Source organism: Cognatundibacterium rivi, assembly GCF_018139565.1.
In the GTDB taxonomy this organism is placed as follows: Bacteria; Pseudomonadota; Gammaproteobacteria; order Burkholderiales; family Burkholderiaceae_D; genus Undibacterium; species Undibacterium rivi.
Genome location: NZ_JAGSPK010000004.1, coordinates 240,067 through 265,223, shown reverse-complemented (window position 1 = coordinate 265,223; position 25,157 = coordinate 240,067). Strand labels below are relative to the sequence as shown.

The window sequence follows — 25,157 nt, the reverse complement described above, 5'->3', positions numbered from 1 at the left end:
ATACTCCCCCCAGTATATTTTGACCAAATGCAGCAAAAATAGAACGCTGCAGCCGCATCTGATCTCACCGTCTGCGGCGCAATGACATCGCAGAAGGTGACGGGAACATCACTGGCTGCCAGACTTTCCAGCCTCGGCAGCTTTAGCCGCGGCGGCCGCAAGTTGTGCAATCGCTGCCCAGTCACCGCTCTGAATCAGATTCGCCGGGCACATCCAGGAACCGCCGACGCATAAAACATTCGTCTGCTGCAACAGCACCGGCGTGGATTCCAGCGTGACGCCACCAGTCAGGCAGAAGCGGACATCGGGAAACGGGCCGCCCAACGCTTTCGCCATCTTGGTGCTGCCAACGACATCTGACGGAAACAGCTTAACGACATCAAAACCATGTTCCAGCGCCAGCATCACATCGCTCGCGCCACCGGTACCGGGAAAATACGGCAAACCGGATTCAGCAGCAGCTTTTGCCAGTGCAGGTGTAATGCCAGGGCTGATGCCAAACGCAGCACCCGCTTCTTTAACGGCAGCGAGTTGTGCCGCTGTCAGTATCGTGCCAGCGCCGACCGTCACGCCAGGGCAGGCGTTCACGACTTCGCGTAATACGTTCAGCGCATTCGGCGTGCGCAAGGTAATTTCAACGGCAGGCAAACCGTTTTCTGCCAGCGTTGTCACGCAACGAATCGCCTGCTCCACATCATCAGCAACCAGTATCGGTAAAACGCGCACCTGGGCGAGTTGGTCAATGATGCTTTGTCTGGAAAAACTCATGTTGTCCTCTGCTGATTGTCATTGGCGCTGATGCGCGCTGTTGTGTTTGTGTTGTCTGTATGGTGTGCACATTACCGATACACACCGCAATCTCTTACCTGTGATATCCGGTTCTATGAATGTCAGTCGATGAATAAGGTCGATGCGCCGTGTTCTGGTGCCGTCACCACGCGACGTTGTGCGGCAAACAGATCGCGACCATAGCCCGCCATATTTTCTTTACTCGAACCACGCACTGCACGTTGCGCCCATTCAGCTTCATCGACCAGCGCGCGTAATTCACCGGTATGCACATTCAGCTCGATCAGATCGCCGTCGCGCACTTTGCCGAGCGGCCCGCCCTGCGCCACTTCCGGGCTCACATGCAATGCCGCCGGTACTTTGCCGGACGCGCCGGACATGCGGCCATCGGTCACCAACGCCACCTTGTAACCGGCTGACATCAGGCTGCCGAGCACCGGCGTGAAATGGTGCAGCTCCGGCATACCATTGGCCTGCGGCCCCTGGAAAATCACGACGGCGACAAAATCCATATTCAGCTCGCCTGCTTTATATGCGTTGACCAGCGCCTCTTGCGATTCAAATACTTTGGCTGGAGCTGTGGTGATCCACGCCTCTTCCGGCACTGCGGATGCTTTCACAATCGCCCGCCCCAGATTGCCTTGCAGCAGGCGCAGGCCACCGGTTGCGGCGAACGGCTCGCTGACATTTCTGAGCACTGCGGTATCTGTCGATAATGCAGGCTGCGCCTGCCAAGCGATTTGCCCGGCATCATTCAGCATCGGGCACACGGTATGCGAATGCAAACCCTCGTCGCCATACACCGTCATCACGTCGCCATGCATCAGACCTGCCGATAATAATTCGCGGATCACAAAGGTCGGGCCACCGGCATCTTCAAATGCATTCACATCCGCCGTGCCATTCGGATACACCCGCGTCAACAGCGGAATGACCGAGGAAAGCTCATCAAAATCCTGCCAGTTGATCAGGATACCGGCGGCACGTGCCACCGCAACCCAATGGATAGTGTGATTCGTCGAGCCGCCCGTCGCCAGCAAGGCGATGATGGCATTGACGATGGTTTTTTCATTAACCAGTTGGCCGATAGGTTTGTAGTTGCCGCTTTGTTCGGTCAGTTGCAGTACCCGTTCCACCGCCGCGTCGGTCAGCGCACTGCGCAAAGGGTCGGATGGATGAACAAAAGCCGCGCCTGGCAAATGCAAGCCCATCGCTTCGAGCAGCATCTGATTGCTGTTCGCGGTGCCATAAAACGTGCAGGTGCCAGCACTGTGATACGCGGCGCTTTCGGCGGCCAGCAATTCTTCTTTCGTTGCTTTACCTTGTGCATACCGTTCACGCACAGCGGCTTTTTCTTTATTCGATAAACCAGAACCCATAGGCCCGGCTGGCACAAAAATCGTCGGCAAGTGACCAAAGGCCAGCGCACCGATCAGCAGCCCTGGCACAATTTTGTCGCAGATACCAAGACACAGCGTCGCATCAAACGCATCATGCGACAAAGCCACGGCTGTCGCCTGCGCAATCACATCGCGCGAAAACAACGACAACTCCATCCCCGGACGCCCCTGCGTCACACCATCACACATCGCCGGGACTGCACCCGCCACCTGCGCCGTACCGCCACAACGTAGCGCGGCCTCACGTATCTGTTGCGGATAAGTTTCATACGGCTGATGCGCAGACAGCATGTCGTTGTATGCGGTCACGATACCGATGTTCGGCTTCTGCGCCTGATTCAGCCAGATTTTGGTGCCATTGCCCATCGCCGCATTCGCATGTGCCTGATTCGCACACGACAAACTGGCGCGGCGCGGCCCACGGCCACGCATTTTTTCCAACTGTTCAAGATAGGCAGTACGCAGAGGTTTGCTGCGTTCAATAATACGTTGTGTCACCTGAGCGATAACCGGGTGCAACGCAATCGATGTTGATGAAGAGGATGTCGTCATTGAACTCACCTGATGCCCTGTGGGCGTAATAGTAAAGCGGCAGAAACAGACAGCAAAACAGCCAGTGATCTTGCGCACCAGTTTCTGCGGTGCTTGTCAGACGATCACTCAACTATCTGAAAACTATCTGAATACAATGAACAGAAAGATACCACGAATCAGAAATTTCTGTAACAAACTTTCATAATTTCATTTTTAAGTCTATTTATCATTAAAAATGTTATTTTTTAACGTAACGAAACTACATTTTTGTAGTTTTTCTGGCATAATCAAGCTGTCCATACTGCGTTTATCCGTTGATTCAGGTGCACCGCTGATAAAGTCAAGCGCGAAGCAACACGAAGCAAAGCAAAGAACCGCAACTATGCGTCAGCACCTAGCAGGCAAGTAAATTCAGGTAACCAATCAGAACACCTCACGGAGTCAGCATGACCACTTTTGTCTTATTTGGCGGCACCGGCGATCTCGCCAAACGCAAAATCATTCCAGCGCTGTACAGCGCCTTTGTGAATGGCCGGCTCGACAGCGAATTCAAATTTATCGGCGCGGCGCGTGAAGCCTTGTCGCATGAGGAATTCCGTCAGCGTGTCAGCGACAGCATCAGCCAGTACGCCGGAAAAGTGGTCGGAGGCAGCGCCGAAAAACTCGCCGCTTTCCTCGCTTGCACGGATTACGCCAAAATCGATGCACGCGTACCTGAAGATTTCGCGATTCTGAAAAACAGCCTGCATACCTCGGCAAGCAATGCCACCCTGTTTTATCTGGCGACCGGCCCGGATATTTTTATTCCTGTCGTTGAGCAGTTATCGAAACACGGTCTGGTGGAAGGCAATGCGCGCGTCGTCGTCGAAAAACCGCTGGGGCGCGATGCGCAATCGGCCAAAGAAATTAACCAGTCGCTGCGTAATTATCTGGATGAACATCAGATTTACCGTATCGACCATTACCTCGGCAAAGAGATGGTGCAAAATCTGCTCGCGCTGCGTTTTGCCAATTCCTTCCTCGAACCTTTGTGGAATCGCAAATGGATACAGGATGTGCAGATTTCAATTTCCGAACAAGTCGGCGTTGAATCGCGCGGTGATTTTTACGATCACACCGGCGCGCTGCGTGACATGGTGCAAAACCATTTGCTGCAACTGGTGTCCATCGTTGCGATGGAGCCGCCGGTGAATGCGAATCCGGATGCGATCCGCGACGAAAAAGTCAAAGTCTTGCGTGCACTGCGTAAATTCACGAATGAAGAAGTCAGCAAAAAAACCGTGCGCGGGCAATATCGCGCTGGTGCGGTCGATGGCAAACCTGTCATTGCTTATCAGGCGGAGCCCGGTGTACCGCCTGCGTCCCGCACTGAAACCTTCGTCGCTATCCGCGCAGAAATCGACAACTGGCGCTGGGCGGGCGTGCCGTTTTATCTGCGTACCGGCAAGCGCATGGCAAGCCGCAGCGCAGAAATCACGATTAATTTCAAACCGATCCCGTATTCGATTTTTGGTCAGTCGCAAGGACCTATGCGCTCGAATCGTCTGGTGATTACTCTGCAGCCGGAAGAAAGCGTGCAGTTGTTCATGAAGGCCAAAGAGCCCGGCGAAGGCATACGTTTATCCGATGTGGCACTGAATCTGGATTTTGCTGAAGCATCGAATTTACGCCGTGTTGAATCGTATGAGCGTTTGCTGCTCGATGCCATGCATGGCGATCTGACGCTGTTTGTGCGCGATGATGAACTCAATGCTGCATGGTCTTGGATAGACCCGATCATGAATGCCTGGCAGAACGACAGTGAAGGCTTGAAATCGTATATCGCCGGTAGCTGGGGCCCGGCAGCGGCGAGCTATCTGCTGGCGCAGCACGGCGCCGCGTGGGGCGAAGAATACGTTGAAAGCTGAAGCTATGAGCACCATCCGTTACCACGATTTCGATGACATCAACGCGTTAAGCAAGAGTCTGAGCCAGCAATGGCTGGACATCATCTATAGTGCGACGACACCTGTCAGTTTTGCGCTGGCAGGCGGCACCACACCGGCACCGATTTACCGCCAACTCGACGCCTTGTTAAGTGCCTGCGCCACGCCGCACCAACCAATCACGCTGGTGGCGACCGATGAACGCTGGGTCGATGACGCCGATGCGCAAAGCAATGAAGGCTTATTCCGGCGCTGCCTGCCTGGATCCGCAGCACGTCAGGATTGGCAATTGTTGTCACTGAAAAATGAAGCGCCAACTCCGGCCGCCGCCGCTGCTGCGATTGATGCCCGTCTGCGCGAACAATTGCCAAATGCATTCAATGCAGTATTGCTGGGGATGGGCGCAGATGGCCATATCGCCTCGCTGTTTCCCGGCGCGCCGGTGCAGCAAGATCAGCGCACCTGTCTTGCTGCCTTGCATCCGCAAACCCAACAAAGCCGCATGTCCTTATCGCTGCCTCGTTTGCTCCATACCGAGCGGATCTGGCTGCTGATCAGCGGCGCAGAAAAACGCCGCGTGCTGGAAGACGCCGAACAACAGCAGTTACCGATCAGCGCCTTATTACGCGATGCGGGCTGCCCGATTGATGTTTTCTGGTGTCCCTGAAAAATAAGAAACTATGGCACATTCACATTCCACACCCTCTTCGATAACGCCAACGGAAAAAGGTTTGCTGGCCCGCATCCGCGTCGCCAGTACCGCGCTGAGCCGCGCCGAGCGCCAGGTTGCTGAATTCCTGCTGCAAAAGCCGCATGATGCGCTGGAAATGTCGATACGCGTGCTGGCGCAAGCCTGTAACGTCAGCGAGCCGACGGTCGCGCGTTTCTCACAAAGTCTGGGTTTCGATGGCTTCAAATCATTCAAACTGGCATTTGCAAAAAGTCTGGCGACCGGCATTCCGTATCTGCATCTGGATGTGAATCAGGCTGATCATGTGCGCGATGTGTTACCCAAAGTATTTGACCGCACCATCGCGGCACTGATGGAAGCCAGAAATAATGCGAACGTCACCAACTTTGAAGCCGCCGTGCAATTGCTTGCCAGAGCCCGCCGGATAGAATGTTACGGGCTCGGCTATTCCGGCGCGCTGGCGATTGATGCGCAACTCAAGTTTTTCCGTTTCGGTATTCCCACCACCGTTTTTTGCGATGCTCATTTGCAGGCGCAATCGGCAACCCTGCTCAACAGCGATTGCGTCGTGGTCGCATTTTCCCGCACCGGTCGCACACGCGATCTGATCAATAGCGTGCAACTCGCAAAAGAAGCTGGGGCAAAGATTTTGGTCTTGTGCGCGAGTGGTGGCCCGCTGGCAGAGCTGGCGGATGTGCACATCAGCGTGGACGTGGAAGAAGACCCGGATATCTATACGCCGATGACATCCCGCCTCGCCCATCTGACGTATATCGATGCACTGGCCGTTGCCGTCACTTTGCTGCGCGGCCCGGCGGCTATCGATATGCTGGAAAGAGCCAAAGCCAGCATCAGCGAAAAACGTCTGGTGCCCAAGGCAGACTGAATAACTGAGCGATTCAAAAAATGGGCTCATGTCTGCTGAGAAATGAGCCTATTCAACGTTGACGGCAGATATTGCTGAAAACAGAAAATACCTGCGTCAGCACAATCGCCACAATCACCCCACACTAGCCGCGTCTTTTGAGACCGGTTTTGACATGGCGGCTGGCATGTTTTTTGGCATCTTGTTCGTCATTGTCAGCGCCGTTTTCGCTACCAATTTTGCCCGTCGTTTTCTGATCCAGATAATGACGCCGGTCACACTCAGCATCGCTACCACCAAGCCCATCAACGAGATCAGTATGCGCCCCGTCAGACCAAGGATGCGACCTGAATGCAGCGGGAACTGCGCTTGCAGAAAAATATCTCCCGCACTGCCAGTACCGGGAATTTTGCCACCCAGAGCACGGCCATCTTTGCCATCGAAATACAGCCAGGCATTGCCCAGACCAACATCACCGTGATCATTACCGGCTTCAAAAAAACCCACGCCGTAAACACCAAATGCCGACGAATAGAAAATACCGCCAGCCGGTAAGCTCCAGCCGCGCTTTTGTGCATCCTGCTTTGCCAGACTGACGATCTGCGCCCGGCTGAGAGCAGGAATGACCGGTTGCTCCAGCGCCTGCGGTACACGGCTGGCAAACACATCCTCACTCAAGGGTGAAAACCACGCAACCACCGGACGCATCACCTGCGCATTCAGATTCATCGATACAGAGGTGACCGCCAACAGCAGCATGAACAGCCATAGCCACACAGCGCTGGAACGATGTAGATCAAAATTCAGTTTGTGCCCGCCCTGTGCCCAGCGAAACGCAAACGATTTGCGCCAGCTGCGCCAGTTGGGAAAGGAAATCCACAATGCAATGAAACAATCGAGCACCCACACCAGAGCGATCAGCCCCATCAGCCAGATACCCAGCTCGATGCCGGACACTTCAGGAAGATGCATGGTGTAATGCAGCTTGTACAAAAACGGCAGCAAGTTTTCACGGCTCAGCGAAATTTCGCCCCATTGCCGCTTCCCCTGTATTTCTGCCGTCACCGGATCAACCGCGATCTGATTGAAACCCAGCGCATAAGGCTTTGCCGTGGCGGGATCTATCTTTCCTTCGACCGACATCTGTATGGTGTGACCGGGCTCCTCCTCGTTCAGCACATACGTCACACGGAGGCGCGGATCATCTGCTTCAATTTTGTCAGCCAACGCAAGACCGGACCAGACGGGACGCCGGTCTGCATTAGCTTCGTCGACACCTGCCGCACTACGGGCATGAAACAGTTGCGGATTCAGCCAGGCATCAAGCTCATGATCCCACGAGATGAGCGCACCGGTCAGGCCAGAGACAAACAGGAAAACGGCCACCGCCAGCCCGAACCAGCGGTGCAGCAACACGAAAACAGGTCGCATCTGCATATATCGCGCCGCCGCTTAATATTTCCAGTTGACCGTCACGCTGCCATTACGTGGCGCAGCGTAGTAACTCTGACTCCAGTACAGACTGGTCAGATATTTCTGGTCGCTGACATTATTCAGATTCAAGGCAATGCTGAGATTCGGATTCACCTCATAGCGCGCCATCAGATTCAGCACAGCATAACTGCCCTGACGAATCACATTACCGGAACCTTCATCGCGGAAAGTATCCGACTGCCAGTTCATGCTGCCGCCCACTTTTGCCTGCGGCAGAAACGGTAACTGATAAGTCGTAGAAAGGCGGAACAATTTTCGTGGCACATAGGTTTTCACATCTTTATCGTCGCCACCCTTGAGACTCAACTGGGTATACCCTGCGCTCAGATTCCAGCCTTTGGCAAGCTCACCGCTGGCATCAAACTCAAACCCTTGCGACGTTGCGTCGATACCCCGGTAATACGCCTTGGTGCCGACATAACCCGCCTGCTCTGCAGCGTTGTTTTGCCTGATTTTAAAGACGGCAGCCGACAGATTCAGCTTACGGTCAAACAGTTCGGCTTTCACGCCCAGCTCGTCCCCTTTTCCCTTGACTGGATCGAGCGTCTTGCCGCTGGCATCGACTTCACTTTGCGGATTAAAAATTTCGGTATGGCTGGCATACGTTGAAACATAGGGTGTCAGGTCATACACCAGGCCCAGATACGGCGTGGTCTTGCTGGCATTCTTGATGCTGCTGACGCCATACGAATTACCGCTGGTTTCCGCCTTCGTGTGATTGGCACCGGCGATCAATTTAAATTCATCCGCGAGGTTGAAACGGGAGGCAATAAACACCGTCGTGCGTTTGTCTTCATAGTCGCTGCCATTGACCGATGCGTTAAATGCGGGTTCTGGATAATTGCCCGTCCAGTTGCTGATATCCGGTAAGGCGGTACCGATGCCCACGCCGTAATGCGAAATATCATTCATATTGGATTTCGACCAGTTCGCACCAACGCTCAGATCGTGCTGACGTCCGGCCAGCGTGAATTTGCCGGTGGCATAAATATCCAGCGTGGTCTGCGTATTGACACTGTTATACAGCGATGGATAACTGTACAAGCCCAACCCGGTCGCGCGCTCGGGCGTGCCATAGACGTAAAAAAGTTTGGAATCGGTGCTGGCACGGTTACGGCTGACAACAGATTTAATCTGCCAGTCGTCATTGAGCTGGTGGCTCAGTTCGACGAAGCTGCGCTCATTCTGCGTCTGCCAGCGCGCCCAGTCGGTTGCCGTGCTGGTCGAAGTTTTGTAATTGGTCGGGCTGCCATCGGTGTAATACAGTGGCAAGGCGCCCCACATACCGCCACGCACGTCGCCTTTCTGATGGGAATGACCGATTGTCAGCAAAGTGGTGTCGCTCAGATTGGCTTCGATCACGCCGTACAGCACAGTTTTTTCCGGTGAATAACGATCAAGATAAGAATCACCGGTCTGCTTTGCAACTACCAGACGCCCCGCGACCGTTCCGGCAGCATTCAATGCACCGGAAACATCCGCATCGACCCTGCGCGTATTCCACGAGCCCAGCGTCAGCCCGGCGGATGCCTGCGTCTGATACACCGGGCGCTTACGGATAAAATTCACGGCTGCAGAAGGATTACCGGTCGAAGACATCAGACCATTCGCCCCGCGCACGATATCGACCCGGTCGTAAATCGCGGTATCAATATCACCATACACATTGCCGGTAGTGAACGGCAGGCCGATACCATCGTACTGAAAATTGATAATGTCAAAACCACGCGCCATGTAATACGTGCGATCTGTTTCTACTTTTTCGACCGAGACACCCGTCGTATTTGCCAGCACATCATTGGCGCTAAGCTGTCTGAAATCATCCATTTTTGCGCGGGTCACCACCGACACCGATTGCGGCGTTTCCCGCAAAGACATATCCAGCCTGGTTGCAGAACTGCTCTTGCGCGTCGAATAAGCGCCGCTCTTTTCTGTCGTCGGTTCATTTACCGCTGCGCCTTTCACCACCACTTCCGGTAATGCCGCTTTGTCCTCGCCTGCTGATGCTGCGTTATCCGCCAATACGGCGGCTGGCGCCAGCAACGCAATCGATAATGCCCACGCCATTGGCCGCAGGCGGAAAACGTTATCAGAAGTCGAATCAGAGTCTTGCCGGACAGAGTGTGAAATGCGCTGAATCATAGATAGCCTTGAAATTGATCTGAGTAGAAAAATGCCTGCAGACCATGCCCGACAGCAGAACAAGCATGGAAGATGAATGGCAGCATTGTACTCACGCAAACAAGTTAACGCAAATCATTCTCATTTGCGTTTTGTGTTGAATTTATGTTCGGCCTTGTTCGGCAGCATTCAGTGTTTTCGTGGTTTGGTGGTTTGTTTGCCTGATTGATGTTTACTTGCAGCGGCATAAACCTCAGCCATTGAAATCAAGGGTTCGTCATCGACACGCGCAATAGTCAGCGCCAGATACAAGCTAAATCAAGCCAAATCAAGCAGCATACAATTTTGCAACGGTCACCCCGTCTCTTGTCTTTTTGAGTAATACTAGAAACAAAGGAGTGAGACATGAACCGAATAGCTATTCATCAGATTGTGGAAGAAGTCAAAGACTTGCCGACCCTGCCTGCGGTCGTCATGGAGATACTGAATAACATCGACAAAGAAGATGTCGACACGCACGAACTGGCCGACAAAGTCACACGCGATATCGCCCTGACCGCGAAAACCCTGAGGCTCGCCAATTCAGCCTATTACGCCACGCAATTCAAAGTCACCACCATACAGCAAGCGATCGCCCTGCTTGGCATGACCACCGTTAAACAAATCATCGTGACGGCCGCGCTGACCGGCTGCTTCCCGGAAAATAATTGTCAGGGCTTTAGCCACAAAGATTTCTGGCGTCATTCAAATGCCGTCGCCATCGTCGCAAAAATTCTCGCGCGACGCCTGAACCTGAGTCTGGACGTCGCCTTCACCGCAGGCTTGTTGCATGACATCGGCACACTGGTGCTGGTCACTTACCACAGCACCGAATACGAACACGTCATCGCCTGGCAAGCCGAACACCAGTGCACACAGTTTGACGCCGAAAGAGAAATTCTCGGCATCGATCATGCCGCCGTCGGCGAAGAGCTGGCGATGTACTGGAATTTTTCTGATCAGATGAAAAACGCGATTGCCGGCCATCACCAGCCGGATAAGCCGGGGCTGGGTTTTCTGGCTACCATCGTCCACGTCGCCAACGGTATCGCCCACGTCCTGAACGTCACCGAAAGCGCCGATCACACCACACCCGAAATCACCGCGCTATCGTGGCACAGCCTCGGTCTGGATCAGGAAACGCTGGATCAGGTGCTGCAAGAAGCTGGTGACGAATTTAACAAACTGAAACAGCAGATTGATGTTTGATAACACCAGCATCAGCGCACGAAACAGTCACAAAACAGCGACTCACAATATCGCCGCCAGATCACCGATATACTCCTCTGAAAAAGGCATTTTCAGGGGAGTATGCGCCAAAAACGCCTTCATCTCCTTAGAAACAAAGGGCTTTTAAATATACTTCCAGGGGTATATTTAAAGCTTAAAAGCCATCGAAACAGGCTTGGCGCGATCACACAGTTCGATGAGCAAGATGCATCTTGCGCTTGCCGACGCAGCAATAAGTAACAGCAATCAGAGAGATAACGATGGACGACACCCCGGACAAAATACGCAGAAACCTAGTATTCGTGAGCGCAGCACTGATCTTGTCAAATTTTTTAGGCGTGAATTTTTCAGGGGCAAATCTGCCTATCCTGGGCGATACCCTTTCAGTGATTGGCGAGAAAGAGCGAATCTGGTGGGCAGTTTTTTTTCTATTGATATATCTCACTTATCGCTTTATATCGCTCAAAAATACTAAGGAGGATACAAATAGCTTCATCAGTGAATTTAAGCAAAAATATAAAGAGCGGAAAAAACAAGGGTTTAAAAACTCTGTTATCCGGGCAATGAGCAGAAAAAGATCGCTTTTATGTCAGGCGGCGATAATTGAAAAAATAGATGCGTACAACAATGATGAATCGATCCCGATAACCCATCAAAAAAAAATTACGGCTCCCATTTCGATAACGAGATTGTCGCAAACTCAGCCCCACACCATCATAAAAAAAACTTCTTTTAAATACCAATCCAGGTACAGCTTCGATGCTCAGATTGACACTTCCACTCGATACGATAAAGACCGTAACACTATTAATTCTGAAGAAGAAGTACGTTTATTTTTTGAGACTTCACATTGCTCAAATCTATTCCTATATCCAGAGGCAAATCAAACAATGGTCTCTGGGATCACAGATATAGAGATATCTATTTGGAACGACCCAATTCAATTTGTTGCAACTCTTATCAAAACCATCTTAAGTGAAAAATTCTCTGAAACATTTATGGCTCTTATCATTGCCTTTCTGGGCTTTTCTGTCGCCGTTAGTTACATCATCAATCCCCCGCACTTGACGAAGCCCGCCTCCACCTGGTGCCAGCCTATGAAGTACGCAGATGCAGGGCGATCTGCAGCGAAATAATGATCCCGCAAAATAAGACCTGCTCCTGTAAGTCTTTTTTTTCGCGTTTGAAATAAGGTATGCAGATAGGCGTCGGGACAAAGAAAAACCCAAATACAGTGGTTGGAAAAATCAATAAAAATCAGAAGACCACTGATTAAACAATCAGTGTATTATGTCGGCGCGTGGAACTCAGCGCATAACTTTTAAGGAGTAAACGATGATGAAAGTAGATACAAACACTGCAGCATATCGTCTATCACTGACAGGGCGTACTGAAACAGCAATTCTTTCTCCGAATATGAAAATCAATGAGAAATATAAAGTCGATGTACAAAATGTCGCCTCACCTTTTGACAAGCTGGTCGTTGATGCGTGGACCACAGATGAGAATGGAATAAAAGAATTCCACTTTGAAGATGGCAACCTTGGTCACCTTGTATCTATCCCTTGGGAAGATGCTAAAAAACTGACGTTAAGCCGTTACTAAAACTAAACTTCCGCATTGAAATGCATACAAAAAAGCCCGATGAATCGGGCTTTTTTCATATTGAAAACGAAAGCTACAAAGAGAAATCGATGTGCCGACCAGTCATCACTATATGAACACAAACAAATAGAGTGTAACAACTTGATACATTTATAGTTATTTTTAATATAATAACTTTTAACATCCGAATTCAGACTGTGGAGAAACTGTGACTGATAACAAAAACGACGAATTAACCGAGCAGGAATTTAAGTTTTTTTTAGTAAAACTATCGTTAGTCGTTAAATCCAAAGATTTCCTTAAGAATTTACCTCGCAGCGAGTCGTTACTCATAGAATTAGTCCGCCATTTAGAGTCGTTTTTCAGTAAAACCGAAAGACCTATTCCTTTTCACACGAATAGTTCTCGAGCTATAAAACAATTTTGGTTTAAACCTGGACCTACAAAAAATGAATTGAATATCGCCGACTTGAATGACTTCAGAGAGTTGCTTGGACACATTTATTGCGCATATAAAGAATGTGTCGTTTTTGACCCGACTGCGGAAATTTCTAATGACATTGATAAAATAGTCCTACAACTAATTGAAAATAAAGAATATGACTGGTCGTCATTAAAAAAAACTCACGATCATTTCGAACTAATGATACTTCGTGATTTAGTTGGTAGATATAGAAGTTTTGATGATGCAGCAAGTAAAGTTGATAGTCTAAATACAACAATAATGCAACAAGACGTTAAGGTCAGCAGTTGCAATAATATACTTACTGGCCTCGAAAGACGTATTAGCGAATTAAAAAGTGGCATCGCTTTCGTCGAACTAACCAAAGCCTTTATTGCTTTAAGAAGAAAAAAAGGACTCCAGTGGCGGATTACGTTTGCCATTTGTATCCTGATATTTGCCACATTGCTTGGAATCCCTACCTATTTACACTTTGGTGATGCGTTACAAGTTTACGACTTCGTACAATCTAATGATGGCACGGTAAAGGCCGAGTTTAACTGGTTTAAATATGCGTATCATGTTTGGCCATTCGTTGCAGTGGAGTTCTTTCTTATTTATGGATTCCGAATTGTGTATAGCAATCTCAAATCCACCGATGCGCAAATCACACAATTGGAAATTAGAATCGCGCTCTGTCAGTTTATTGATGGCTACAAAACATTTGTTAACAACTCGCACGATAAGCAGCCGATCGAAAAATTTGAATCACTCGTTTTCAGCGGGCTGACGATGGACGCATCGGACATACCGACGACCTTTGATGGGCTAGATCAAGTATCAAAAATAGTCGCAGCATTTAAGAGCTCCAAATCTTGATGGCACTGCATCGACTAACCTCTTGAAATGGCAAAAAAAAGACCTGTAATTCACAGGTCTTTTTTATTCCCAGTTCAACTCAGGAATTGCGGGGTTTTCCCCTATGATGCATAGCCATGACTGAGCATATTCAACGTCACCCCGCTCTGTCTCCATTCGATCAAACCCAGACAACATAGACCGCTCGGCTTCCATCCAGAGTATCTGCGGCTCAAACAGTGTGTATTGCGAAACCCCGCGGACGAACATCAATATCGCCTGACTGGTGCGTGAGAAGCATCCTACACTTGCGATGGCGCATCTTGCGCACACACAGTGTGAACAGCAAATATGGATAAGACCAAGGTGGCCATCAGGGTGAGCAGCGCTACACTCGACTTGCTGACGTACACACTGATGTTTACAAAGACACTGGCGCAAACTGTTCAAAATCCGGCTGACTGATCACTGTCTATGCATGCTTATTTAAACTTGATTGCCTTGTTGAGACGACTAATCACGCTATCCGGCACCTGATTGCTACACATAATGTAGCGAAATTCGCCATTTGGCATATCAGCGGCTTTCAATTGCTTCACACTGTTGCTGGCAACGCCTGATTGTTCTATCAGATATTTTGATTCTTCTTCCGACGCAAACATGAAATCGGCAGTATTCGCATGGATTAACTGCAGCATTTGGGTGGGCGTGCCATTGGATTTAACTAAAGTGGGTTTGAGTGACTCCAGCTTGCCGTCGATGAAACCACCATAAGAAAAATTTTCTTTGACTAAAACGCGCACGCCTTTTGCAGTGAGCAAATCAGACAGCTTGCTGCCATCCTTGGCCTCAAACTTCGGGTTGGCCAGAATGATGGTCGGTTTGTCGCGATAAATAGGATTGGTGAATTTTGCAAATTGCGTACGCTCTGGTGTCTTAAACCAGCCTATCGCACAATTGTTGCCGCCTTCTTTCACCACGATCAATTGACGATTAGGGGGAACTTTACTCCATGTGACTTCAAGTCCGGCGGCCTTGAATGCTTCGCTGGCGGCAGTACCGATTAAGCCAGATGCCGCACCATCGGTACCTTGCGTTAAATACGGAGGACGCTCATTAAAACTGACCGTGATATTGTCATTTGCATGGGCGAAACCAGAAACCAAAGTGCCAAACAAAATGACAGAGCGAAATGAAAAATTCATGATTTTTACAGAACACTTGCGTGTTCTCTCCTATAGAAAATTTATAAAAGTACGTTCTGAAACCGCATCTCCACTTCGAAAAACAATAGCCGTCACATCCATTTAAAGCGTAATCACAAGCACAACAAGCAAGAACAAACACAAGCTGGCAGTAACAAAAAACAGAAACAATGTGTCTTTGCAAATATCATTCAACACACATTTTCTCTGTTCGCTATTCCGCTGAACCAAGTCTATCGGTACAAAATTCTCTGAGCACTACTTTTCACATTTATTGCCGACATGTGTAGTTTTTCTGAGCGTTCGCGGTATGCGGAGTTTTTAATCAGACTTCACTATTTCATCAGAATCACCAACGCCTGATTTGGCGGTTTGACGCCCCCTACGCTTGCTTGGCACTACGGATTTAAGCTGGGAGTTGAGCCTCCCACAGCAAAGAGCCAGGCATGACGAGCCATCGTCCGTGCGGCATTCACCCGGGATGCGTCATAGCCTTGTACCTGGCTTGCAACGATCATCCCTTCACCGAGCACAAATAGTTGCTCAGAGATAAGTTCTGGCTGCGATATCCTGCATGCAATGCAGAGGTCTTTCAAGTAAGCCTGTATCTCCTGTTTATGCTTCGCTGCCTGTTGATGTGGAGGCGCATCCGGACACGCAAATTCAGCTACGGCATTGATAAATGCACACCCGTAAAAATCATCTTCTTGCACCCAACTGGCGATAAAGTCGATGTAGGCGAGAGGACGCAGCTCAGTTGCAACCGAGTCTACGAGCGCGCGCATTTTCGACATGAATTGTGTGTGACGTAAAGCCAGGGCAGCATCAATCAGAGCATCTTTGCTCGGATAGTGGCGATAAAGTGTTTTTTTGGTGACGTCTGCCTCGCGGCTCAGCAGGTCAACCCCAGTCGCATGGAAGCCCTGGCGATAGAACAGTTTGAGTGAGGTAGCAACGATATCTTTGGATGTGGTCATAAATAGTATACCGATCGGTTGACTTTGAGATACTGATCGGTATACTACATGAAACCCTTTTTTATTGCACCCTTCCTTGAAAGGATTATCTATGTCTATTTCCAAACTACTAAGTTCCGGCGCACCTCCTGCACCTTCAATGAAATTTGTCCTGCTGTCTTCGTTTGGAGCCATGACGGCAATTGCGATCACAGGCTGGCTGAGCATGCTGTCTGGCATTCCTTGGCTGATGGCTCCTTTCGGGGCAAGTTGTGTGTTGGCATTTGGTTTGCCTGATTCTCCTTTGGCGCAGCCACGCGCCATCGTGGGTGGGCACTTGGTCGCCACAGCCGTTGGGCTATTTGTTTTGGCAGTATTGGGAGATGGCTGGCTCGCTTGCGCAATCGGGGTTGGTCTTGCCTTAGCTGCGATGCAGATTACCCGCACGGTTCACGCACCAGCCGGAGCTGACCCACTTATCGTCATCGTCGCACATGCACCTGTCAGCTATCTGCTTTCGCCAGTATTGGCTGGCACGCTCGTGATCGTGCTGACGGCATGGATTGTCAATAACCTGCACAACCCCCGCAGTTACCCGAAGTATTGGCTCTGAGCTGGGTGTTAAATGGCGCAATGCCTGCTGAGGCCTGAAAGAAATCCGGGTAGAGAGCGTTGCATACGTATTCCGAGGGTGACTGGAAAGTACTTCCGCTGACAGCGATTTATCTCTGAAACAGGCTTTTTAAGGGGAGTATATGGCAAAAACGCCTTCATCTCCTTAGAAACAAAGGGCTTTAAAATATACTCCCGGGAGTATATTTTTTGCTCCACAAGCCATTTTTGAGTATAACTGGCATTACATGCATAAGAAAACGGAACCTGTCGCGGTTCCTCTTTTGGAAATGCGATGTCGGCCTGAGTAGGATCAGTAAACGTAGCAGAGTCACCCGATTTTATTCGGTGTTGCTTTCGCTTTTTGTGCCCCGCAAACCAATTCTATAGCGACCAGAAGTAATTCAGATATATCGCCATTTCGCGCGTTTATCTGAATTACTTCCAGAGGAAATCGCTTTAATCAGTTATTCATTGCGTGCCTCTTGATCTTCACCATGCACTGTAGTTAGCTGGCTGCCAGCGGTAAGAGCCCTTGCCGGCATAATGGATATGCCCCAGGCCAGGGAAAGAAATATGTGCTGCGCCTATCCAATACCCTTGTTTCACAACTTCAGATAGAAAAGATGTGCGCTGCTGCCTTGCTTTCATGGCGTCTACGTCGAACACAATGGTCGTTTCCGGATGAGACATTTGCGTCGCAGTGGCATGGATCATATCTCCGATCAGCAACAGTTTTTGCCCACCGCTCTCGACTTCATAGTAACTGTGCCCCGGAGTATGTCCGTACGCTGGGCGTGAACGGACACCATTTGTGATTTGCGTTGCACCATTAAATGTTTTCAGACGTCCTGCCTTTACATAGGGGCCGAGCATCGCTTCTGCCTCTGCGAACCCGTGCCGCTGACCGGGCGCTGCGTTTGCCTCGTTAGATCGATCCAGCCAGAACTTGGCATCGTGTTCGTCGACAAAGATGTCTGCATTAGGAAACAGACGTTGGCCATCGAGCGACAAACCTCCCGAATGATCTCCATGTATGTGCGTCAGCAAGACTATGTCGACCTGCTCGGCCTTATAGCCAGCGTTTTTCAGGCTCTGCTGAAGACGCCCTGCTTTTGCCACTATGGGTGTCTTGAACGAGTCACCGGCACCTGTGTCAACCAGAATCAGTTTGCTGCCTGTATTGATCAAAAACGTATTGATCGACGTTTCCATCATCGGTGCCAGATCTGCTTGTTTGAGCGACTCTGCGAGAACGGCTGGCTTGATATTGGTGAGCAGTTTGTCGATGGGAATAGTTACAGTGCCATCCGACAAGGTTGAAACCTCGAATTCGCCGAGTTGCATGCGATAAACGCCAGAGGCCGCCGTTGTGGACATTGGCGCTTCTGCATAAGCAAACGATGCTTGCAAAGAAAGCGCTGCGGATAAGGCAGCAATAAAGGGTAATAATTTCATGGAGTATCTTTCATCTGTGAAGTTAAACAGACACGCATTAAACCAATTTACAATGCATACATAAAATCGATCATTGATATACAAGGTATAAATTTCATGGATATAAGAGGCCCTGATTTGCCGCTGCTGGTGTCGTTAGACATGCTGCTGGAAGAGAAAAACGTGACACGTGCCGCCAACCGGTTACACCTGAGTCAACCGGCCATGTCGGCCCAACTCGCGCGCTTGCGAGATCTGTTTGGCGACCCGCTACTGATGACCGCAGAAAATGGGCGCGGCATGATTCCTACGCCCAGAGCATCAGATCTGCAACAACCACTACGCAGCGCGCTCGAGGCACTCGGACAGGCGATCAGTGCAGTACCCTCGTTTGACCCGAAAAACAGCAAACACACTTTTCGCATTGCTGGAAACGATAATTGCACAACCACCGTGATGATGGCTGTGATCAGACAGCTTGACAGTAATGGTGGCCGAGGCTTGAGGCTGGCTGTCGTGCCGCATGACCTTGATCGCATTGTTGCCCAGATGGAGCGCGGAGAAATTGACTTGCTGGCCTGCGCCAGTCGTTTTGTGCCGGAATCCCTACGGACCAGACAGATGACGAGTGGCGCTCACAAGCTGGGACAACGTAAAGGACATCCCCGGGGTATTGGCGAACTCACGCTGGAGCAATACTGCGCCATGCGTCATGTCATTGTGTCCAACGAAGGGGGCTTTAGCGGTTTTATGGACGAGCTGCTGAAAACGCATGGCTTACAGCGCGAAGTCGTAGCATCAGTACCGCAGTACAGTCTGGTGCCAACGATCATTGCCAGTACTGATTTCGTCTGCACTATGCCAGAAGACTTTCTTAAGGCACATGCCGATCGCCTGGATATTATTGATCTGCCGATTGAAGCAGGCAAATTCGACCTGTCAATTGCCTGGCATCCACGCAGTGATAACGATCCCGCTCATCGCTGGTTACGCGATCAGATAGGCATCAACATCGGGTAATTCTCTGTACAGCAATTAACTGCCACCGATAAGTTGATCTTCACGTTATCTGGGCAGTTCGAGTCAATGGTTGTCTTTGATTTTTTTTGCACGCAAACGCATCGCCTGCGCGCGAAGCGGTACGCGGTGCAGCAATACGAAAAAGTCGGTTAATCAAGCACTTTCAGGGGAGTATATGGCAAAAACGCCTTCATCTCCTTAGAAACAAAGGGCTTTTAAATATACCCCCCGGGAGTATATTTTTTGCTCCAAAAGCCATTTTTGCGTATGACTAGCGTTACAGGCAAAAAAAAGCGGAACCTTTTGTGGTTCCGCTTTTGAAGAATACGAAGAATGCGATGTCGGCAAGCGTGAAATCAGCGCAAATCAGTTGCGCTTTTCAGCTGCTTTTTAGTGTCTGTCTTAGCTGCTGTTTTTTTTATCCGGCTGTTCAAAGTTCCGGTGACAACATGTGGCCGAGTTTGCTGACCTTGGTGTTCAGGTAGCGGTCGTTGTAGGGGTTGCGTTCGATGATCAGTGGCACGTGTTCGGTGATCGTGACTTTTAATCCTTCCATCGCAGACAATTTGCGCGGGTTGTTCGTCATCAGGCGCAGGGAATGGATGCCGAGATGTTGCAGCATCGGTTCAACGAGGCTGTAATTGCGCAGATCAGCAGCAAAGCCCAGGCGCTGATTGGCCTCGACGGTATCGGCGCCATCGTCCTGCAGATGATAAGCGCGAACTTTATTCAGCAAGCCGATGCCACGCCCTTCCTGACGCAGATACAGCAAAGCGCCACGGCCTTCGTCGGCAATTTTTTTGAGCGCCATTTCGAGTTGCGGGCCGCAATCACAGCGCAGGCTGAACAAGGCGTCACCGGTCAGACATTCGGAATGGATACGCGCCAGCACTGGCTTGCCATCGGCGACATCGCCCAGCGTCAGGGCAATGTGTTCTTTGCCCGTGGCGGGTTCAACAAACGCATGCATGCGGAAGTTTGCCCAGGTTGTCGGTAAGTTGCAGGAATCGACGTATTCCAGCGCCAGCTTTTCTTGTTCTACAGGCGGATTGTTGCTTGACATACAGTGCTCGCGAATTCTGTTGAGTGGATTCCCGTCTTGCGGGGCAACGCAATAGCCGTCTATTGCGCTTATCCTGTTGCGGTAAATGCGTCTGCCGATCAGTTGAGAAATTAAATACAGCCGATACAGCGAAGACCAAGAGTATAAACGACCAGAGGCGGATACGTCCGACATACCCGATATGGCTCTCGTTAGCGACGTTCTTTGCTTGCTCAAATAAATAGGGATGATGTGGAAAAATACAAGTTGTGCAGAGCTGTCGGCACATGGCAAAAAAAATCAGGAATGCGCAACGAACAAATCATCGTCATGCATCCCTGATAGTGGCAACCTTGTCATGATGACCGGACTGCCAGTGTTTTTTGTATCTGTTATTTTTTACTCTTTATCGCCCAGCAATAAGCGTTTCAGTTTGTTATCGGCGACGTTATCGCCTAACCAGATTTTCAGAATCGCGTGCATGGTCAGATCGTCTTTCAGCGTTTCGCCGATTTGCCGGTTGTTTGAGCGAAACACGGTGCCCTTGCCCTGGCTCCAATCTATCGTCATCACATCGCCGACTTTCCAATCACCCATTCTGGCAAAACCTTCACCAAGCGCCATCAGTTGATAAACCAGTTGATTGCGTTCTTCTTTGGTGGTGCTGGAACGGATGTCGGCGAGAAAACGCCGGCTCATCAATTCACTATCGACCTCTTTCACCATCACCAGTTTCAGACGCACCGGGCCGGGCGACGCCAGCAGATCAGGCGTGTTATTTCTCGGTTTAGTGGTGTACAGACCGATGTTGAAAATTTTAACGCGCTTGATGATATGCGTGCCGCTGCCATTCAGATTTAAACGCTGGCCGTCGATCTGTACCGACTCTTCCAGAACTTGCGACACTGGTTCGTTGGCCGCCTGTGCTGGCGATAAACTGCCAGCCAGACCGACAACGATGCACATCATGCGTGCGATCTGCATAATGTGCCTCATCTGCCTTGTGTGCTTTACTGCCTTCATGCGTATCTCCTCAGATTTTTTTTAATTGTTATCCATTGCTACAACTGCCGATCAGAACATCCGGCTCAGCGTCAGCAGAAACAAATCGCCCTGCGGACGTGAGCGTGCTGAAAACTCTTTCAGATACTTGAATTCGACCTGTGTTTTCAGATCATCGGTCTGATAGCTGATCACCGGCCCCAGCGACGCTGCACGTGCTTTATTGCCATTAATCAGTGGCAGCGCACTGGTGCCGTTCGGATCTTTATCGTAGGTTGTCTGCTTCAGGTAATAACCGTGCAAACCTGCTTTGACGTTATTGGAAAACTGGTAGCTGCCGACATATTCAAGATGCAGATACTGACCAGATTTGTAATCGGTATCGCGATTCGCGGTACTGATGTTGTAGGCCAGCGATGCGGCAAAATCAAAGCCGGATTCAGTTGACCATGCCGCTGATACCAACGGACGGAATGAATATGAATTCATGCCCAGATTCACCTGGCTGTTTCTGTCAAAGGAACCGGTAGGCAAATCAACATTCATCGCTGCGACTATCGACAGGCTTTCATATTTCCAGCCAATAAAACCAGCGAGTTCGATATCACCCAGACCGCTGGTGCTGCCGCTGGCCGCAGCGGATGCCTGCGCACCGATTTTTTGCTGAAGCGCTGTCGGCAACGGGGTTGTGACCGACACCACGACGTCGCGTGATTTTTTCAACAAAGGAATCGCAATGTAGCCACCGTAACGGCCGCCGAGTATTGCTTCTTCGCTGATGTAATTGAGCTTGGGAATAATGCCATCAACTTTGATTTTTGCATTGACTGTGCCATTCACGGTCACCGGAATGCCGCTGATATTTTTATGGAAAGCGATGTCATTGCCGTCGCTGCCTTTCACGCTGTCGGCGCGATAGTTCGCCAGCAACACTTGGCCGTAAGTGCCGGACAAAGGCAGAATGGCCGAATCCAGATTCCAGAAACCCATAGGCACGGCCACTTCATTGTTTTCTGCTGCCTGCGCAAACGAAGCAAAGCCTGACGCACCAAACAAGACGGTACTGAGCACAACACGGCGCATAGTGGACTGAGGAAATTTCATTTTTTCTCCTGATGATGACGACCGATCACCAATGCGCTGCCTCAGATTGGTCTGAAGTCAGTCATCACGATCGCTCGGAATTTATTATGGGAATACCAAACACGACATGCAGAAAAACTATTTCGGTGAACCGAACCTGACGGCACGACAATGCGGGCGCAAATCAGGTCGCCGATGCAGATCGGCTCAATTGCAGAAGTTGGTGCAATCGCGGGAGGCCGCGATTATTCGTTCATGCTTTTCGTCAAAAGAAAAGCGGATGCAAGTGATGTAAAAAAATAGTTCCGACAAACAGGCGTGCTGCCTGAGACGAATGATAGCGTGAACGCGCAAACTGCCGTAGCAGCTTGATTTATCAAAGAAATATCAGATGTAGACATTGCGTTATCTTCTGCATAATGTCGATCAGACAAAGAAACCTGCGGTTTATCTGCTGCTTCATAGAGCAGAGAGAATTGACTCTGTTTCCAGCTTGTTATCGATTAACATTTTTTAATACATTTGGGGCGATTCTTCTAATCGCCTATGCCTGAAGCCATCTGAGGAAAATTTACAACGATGGTGCGTGGTCAATGATGCCTATCCAAACCCGGAATAAACAGAGAGAAAGACAGACACACGATGATGGCCTTTTTTTGTTTCGTCGTCATCAACGAATACAAGCCTTATCCGGAATAAAAAACAGGGTGTAGCTGACGCTATCACCCTGTTGATTTTCCGGCTCATATCAGACCAGACTCAGGCCAAATTCTGGCCAAACTCAGACCCGCCGCCAGATGTCTGGCGAATGTCTGTTTCAGCTTATTTGCGCTTTAACTGCGACAAATCACGCACCGCACCGCGATCTGCCGACGTTGCCAATGCCGCGTATGCCTGCAATGCCTGCGAGACATAGCGATCACGATTGACTGGCAACCATGCCGCATCGCCACGCGCTTCCATCGCACTGCGACGGGCAGCAAGATCGGCATCGCTGACACGCAGATGGATGGTGCGTTCAGGAATATTGATCTCGATGATATCGCCCTCTTCGACCAGACCTATCGTGCCGCCTTCTGCGGCTTCCGGTGAGGCATGACCAATCACCAGACCAGACGAACCGCCAGAGAAACGACCATCGGTAAACAAGGCGCAGGCCTTGCCCAGACCTTTGGATTTGATGTACGAGGTCGGATACAGCATTTCCTGCATACCAGGGCCGCCTTTCGGTCCTTCGTAACGAATCACGACGACATCACCTTCATGCACGGTATCGCCGAGGATCGCTTCAACAGCGGCATCCTGACTTTCAAAGACACGCGCTTTACCGGTGAATTTCAAAATACTTTCATCGACACCTGCCGTTTTGACGATGCACCCTTTTTCCGCCAGATTGCCGTACAACACGGCGAGGCCACCATCTTGCGAATAGGCATGCGCTTTATCGCGGATACAACCCGCACTGCGGTCGGTATCGTTCTGATCGAAACGTTCCGATTGTGAAAACGCGACCTGTGTTGGCACGCCACCGGGCGCAGCGCGGAACAATTGCTGAACGGCTGCGTCCTTGCTGACGGCGATATCGTATTTCGCAATCGCGTCGCCCATGGTTTTGCTGTGTATCGTCGGCAACGACGTATCAAGCAAACCGGCACGCGCCAACTCACCCAGAATGCTGATGATGCCACCGGCACGATGCACGTCTTCGATGTGGAATTTATCTGTCATCGGTGCCACTTTGCACAGGCAAGGCACTTTGCGTGAAATGCGGTCGATGTCTGCCATAGTGAATGCCACACCAGCCTCATTTGCCGCCGCCAGCAAATGCAATACAGTATTGGTGGAACCGCCCATCGATACATCGAGTGCCATCGCGTTTTCAAATGCGGCTTTTGAGGCGATGCTGCGCGGTAAAACCGACGCATCATCCTGCTCGTAATAGCGTTTTGCCAGATCGACGATCAGGCGGCCAGCTTGTAAAAATAATTCTTTGCGATCCGAATGCGTTGCAACGATAGTGCCATTGCCCGGCAAGGCCAGACCCAGCGCTTCGGTCAGGCAGTTCATCGAATTCGCGGTGAACATGCCAGAACAGGAACCGCAAGTCGGACACGCCGAACGTTCGATCTCGGCCACATCCGCATCACTGACCGAGCTGTCACCAGCTTTGATCATGGCGTCGATCAGATCAAGCTTGATCACTTTTTTCGCGCCATCCACCACCTTCAGCACTTTGCCCGCTTCCATCGGACCGCCGGAAATAAACACCACAGGAATATTGATGCGCATTGCTGCCATCAGCATACCAGGCGTGATTTTGTCGCAATTCGAAATACAGACCATCGCATCGGCACAGTGCGCGTTCACCATGTATTCGACGGAATCGGCAATCAGATCACGCGAAGGCAATGAATACAGCATACCGCCGTGGCCCATCGCAATACCGTCATCCACGGCAATCGTATTGAATTCTTTGGCGACACCGCCAGCCGCTTCAATTTCACGCGCAACCAGTTGCCCCAGATCTTTCAGATGCACATGCCCAGGCACGAACTGCGTAAATGAATTGACGACGGCGATGATAGGTTTATCGAAATCACCGTCTTTCATGCCGGTGGCGCGCCAGAGTGCGCGGGCACCCGCCATATTGCGGCCATGTGTGGTAGTGCGTGAACGGTATTGCGGCATAGCTTTCTCCTGCAGAATCAGATGTGGAACAGCGAGAGTGCACTTCAACTTTATATATGTCAAATATCAAATTTTATTTATATTCATACTTTAAATATATTAATGTACCGGTAATACTC

The 25,157-nt window shown here is 50.4% G+C and carries 20 protein-coding genes; 9 read left to right on the top strand and 11 right to left on the bottom strand.

The features are described from left to right. Positions 1 to 108: 108 nt before the first annotated feature. Together eda and edd are read right to left on the bottom strand one after the other, a co-directional pair. Positions 109 to 768 carry a bifunctional 4-hydroxy-2-oxoglutarate aldolase/2-dehydro-3-deoxy-phosphogluconate aldolase gene (eda, locus tag KDM87_RS12920; RefSeq protein WP_212679463.1) on the bottom strand — a complete coding sequence of 220 codons (660 nt, stop codon included), beginning with the start codon at positions 766 to 768 and terminating at the stop codon, positions 109 to 111. 122 nt (positions 769 to 890) lie between these two features. After that, a complete protein-coding gene (gene edd, locus KDM87_RS12915; RefSeq protein WP_212679558.1) occupies positions 891 to 2,714 on the bottom strand; it encodes a phosphogluconate dehydratase in 1,824 nt (607 codons plus the stop codon). 455 nt (positions 2,715 to 3,169) lie between these two features. Here edd and zwf point away from each other — a divergent pair, with 455 nt between their 5' ends. From zwf to KDM87_RS12900, 3 genes are read left to right on the top strand one after another with little or no spacing between them, the layout of a single operon-like run. Further along, positions 3,170 to 4,630, top strand: a complete 1,461-nt coding sequence (gene zwf / locus KDM87_RS12910; protein ID WP_212679462.1) for a glucose-6-phosphate dehydrogenase — start codon at positions 3,170 to 3,172, stop codon at positions 4,628 to 4,630. Positions 4,631 to 4,634: 4 nt separating this feature from the next. Next, positions 4,635 to 5,315 (top strand): 6-phosphogluconolactonase, encoded by a 681-nt coding sequence (locus tag KDM87_RS12905; protein WP_212679461.1) that lies wholly within the window; start codon positions 4,635 to 4,637, stop codon positions 5,313 to 5,315. A gap of 13 nt (positions 5,316 to 5,328) precedes the next feature. Then, positions 5,329 to 6,225, top strand: a complete 897-nt coding sequence (locus KDM87_RS12900; RefSeq protein ID WP_212679460.1) for an SIS domain-containing protein — start codon at positions 5,329 to 5,331, stop codon at positions 6,223 to 6,225. A gap of 114 nt (positions 6,226 to 6,339) precedes the next feature. On the opposite strand, the gene KDM87_RS12895 is transcribed toward KDM87_RS12900, so the two are convergent. Then, complete coding sequence (locus KDM87_RS12895) at positions 6,340 to 7,635, bottom strand: PepSY-associated TM helix domain-containing protein (protein WP_212679557.1); 1,296 nt, start codon at positions 7,633 to 7,635, stop codon at positions 6,340 to 6,342. 21 nt (positions 7,636 to 7,656) lie between these two features. After that, positions 7,657 to 9,840 carry a TonB-dependent siderophore receptor gene (locus KDM87_RS12890; RefSeq protein WP_230407758.1) on the bottom strand — a complete coding sequence of 728 codons (2,184 nt, stop codon included), beginning with the start codon at positions 9,838 to 9,840 and terminating at the stop codon, positions 7,657 to 7,659. A 384-nt stretch (positions 9,841 to 10,224) separates the two neighbouring features. Here KDM87_RS12890 and KDM87_RS12885 point away from each other — a divergent pair, with 384 nt between their 5' ends. The 4 genes from KDM87_RS12885 (at position 10,225) to KDM87_RS12870 (ending at position 14,014) form a co-directional block, all read left to right on the top strand. Further along, positions 10,225 to 11,067, top strand: a complete 843-nt coding sequence (locus tag KDM87_RS12885; RefSeq protein ID WP_212679459.1) for an HDOD domain-containing protein — start codon at positions 10,225 to 10,227, stop codon at positions 11,065 to 11,067. Positions 11,068 to 11,390: 323 nt separating this feature from the next. Continuing rightward, positions 11,391 to 12,224 carry a hypothetical protein gene (locus tag KDM87_RS12880; RefSeq protein ID WP_212679458.1) on the top strand — a complete coding sequence of 278 codons (834 nt, stop codon included), beginning with the start codon at positions 11,391 to 11,393 and terminating at the stop codon, positions 12,222 to 12,224. 199 nt (positions 12,225 to 12,423) lie between these two features. Then, positions 12,424 to 12,693, top strand: a complete 270-nt coding sequence (locus KDM87_RS12875; protein WP_212679457.1) for a hypothetical protein — start codon at positions 12,424 to 12,426, stop codon at positions 12,691 to 12,693. 208 nt (positions 12,694 to 12,901) lie between these two features. Beyond that, positions 12,902 to 14,014 (top strand): hypothetical protein, encoded by a 1,113-nt coding sequence (locus tag KDM87_RS12870; protein WP_212679456.1) that lies wholly within the window; start codon positions 12,902 to 12,904, stop codon positions 14,012 to 14,014. A 461-nt stretch (positions 14,015 to 14,475) separates the two neighbouring features. On the opposite strand, the gene KDM87_RS12865 is transcribed toward KDM87_RS12870, so the two are convergent. Next, the gene (locus tag KDM87_RS12865; protein WP_212679455.1) at positions 14,476 to 15,198 is read right to left on the bottom strand and encodes a substrate-binding periplasmic protein; all 723 of its coding nucleotides are present in this window, start codon (positions 15,196 to 15,198) and stop codon (positions 14,476 to 14,478) included. 398 nt (positions 15,199 to 15,596) lie between these two features. Then, positions 15,597 to 16,175 carry a TetR/AcrR family transcriptional regulator gene (locus KDM87_RS12860; protein WP_212679454.1) on the bottom strand — a complete coding sequence of 193 codons (579 nt, stop codon included), beginning with the start codon at positions 16,173 to 16,175 and terminating at the stop codon, positions 15,597 to 15,599. A gap of 91 nt (positions 16,176 to 16,266) precedes the next feature. Between KDM87_RS12860 and KDM87_RS12855 the strand changes: the two genes are divergently transcribed. Beyond that, positions 16,267 to 16,767, top strand: a complete 501-nt coding sequence (locus KDM87_RS12855; protein ID WP_212679453.1) for an HPP family protein — start codon at positions 16,267 to 16,269, stop codon at positions 16,765 to 16,767. A 491-nt stretch (positions 16,768 to 17,258) separates the two neighbouring features. Here KDM87_RS12855 and KDM87_RS12850 read toward each other — a convergent pair whose 3' ends face one another. Further along, positions 17,259 to 18,224: an MBL fold metallo-hydrolase gene (locus tag KDM87_RS12850; RefSeq protein ID WP_212679452.1), complete on the bottom strand. Its 966-nt coding sequence runs from the start codon at positions 18,222 to 18,224 to the stop codon at positions 17,259 to 17,261. Positions 18,225 to 18,320: 96 nt separating this feature from the next. Between KDM87_RS12850 and KDM87_RS12845 the strand changes: the two genes are divergently transcribed. Beyond that, a complete protein-coding gene (locus tag KDM87_RS12845) occupies positions 18,321 to 19,223 on the top strand; it encodes a LysR family transcriptional regulator (RefSeq protein WP_212679451.1) in 903 nt (300 codons plus the stop codon). Between the two features lie 430 nt (positions 19,224 to 19,653). Here the strand turns inward: KDM87_RS12845 and ribA are convergent, their stop codons facing one another. The 4 genes from ribA to ilvD form a co-directional block, all read right to left on the bottom strand. Next, positions 19,654 to 20,286: a GTP cyclohydrolase II gene (gene ribA / locus KDM87_RS12840; RefSeq protein ID WP_212679450.1), complete on the bottom strand. Its 633-nt coding sequence runs from the start codon at positions 20,284 to 20,286 to the stop codon at positions 19,654 to 19,656. Positions 20,287 to 20,664: 378 nt separating this feature from the next. After that, positions 20,665 to 21,288: a chalcone isomerase family protein gene (locus tag KDM87_RS12835; protein WP_212679449.1), complete on the bottom strand. Its 624-nt coding sequence runs from the start codon at positions 21,286 to 21,288 to the stop codon at positions 20,665 to 20,667. Positions 21,289 to 21,339: 51 nt separating this feature from the next. Further along, a complete protein-coding gene (locus tag KDM87_RS12830; RefSeq protein ID WP_212679448.1) occupies positions 21,340 to 22,371 on the bottom strand; it encodes a SphA family protein in 1,032 nt (343 codons plus the stop codon). Between the two features lie 801 nt (positions 22,372 to 23,172). Beyond that, positions 23,173 to 25,038, bottom strand: a complete 1,866-nt coding sequence (gene ilvD, locus KDM87_RS12825; RefSeq protein ID WP_212679447.1) for a dihydroxy-acid dehydratase — start codon at positions 25,036 to 25,038, stop codon at positions 23,173 to 23,175. Positions 25,039 to 25,157 lie beyond the last annotated feature (119 nt).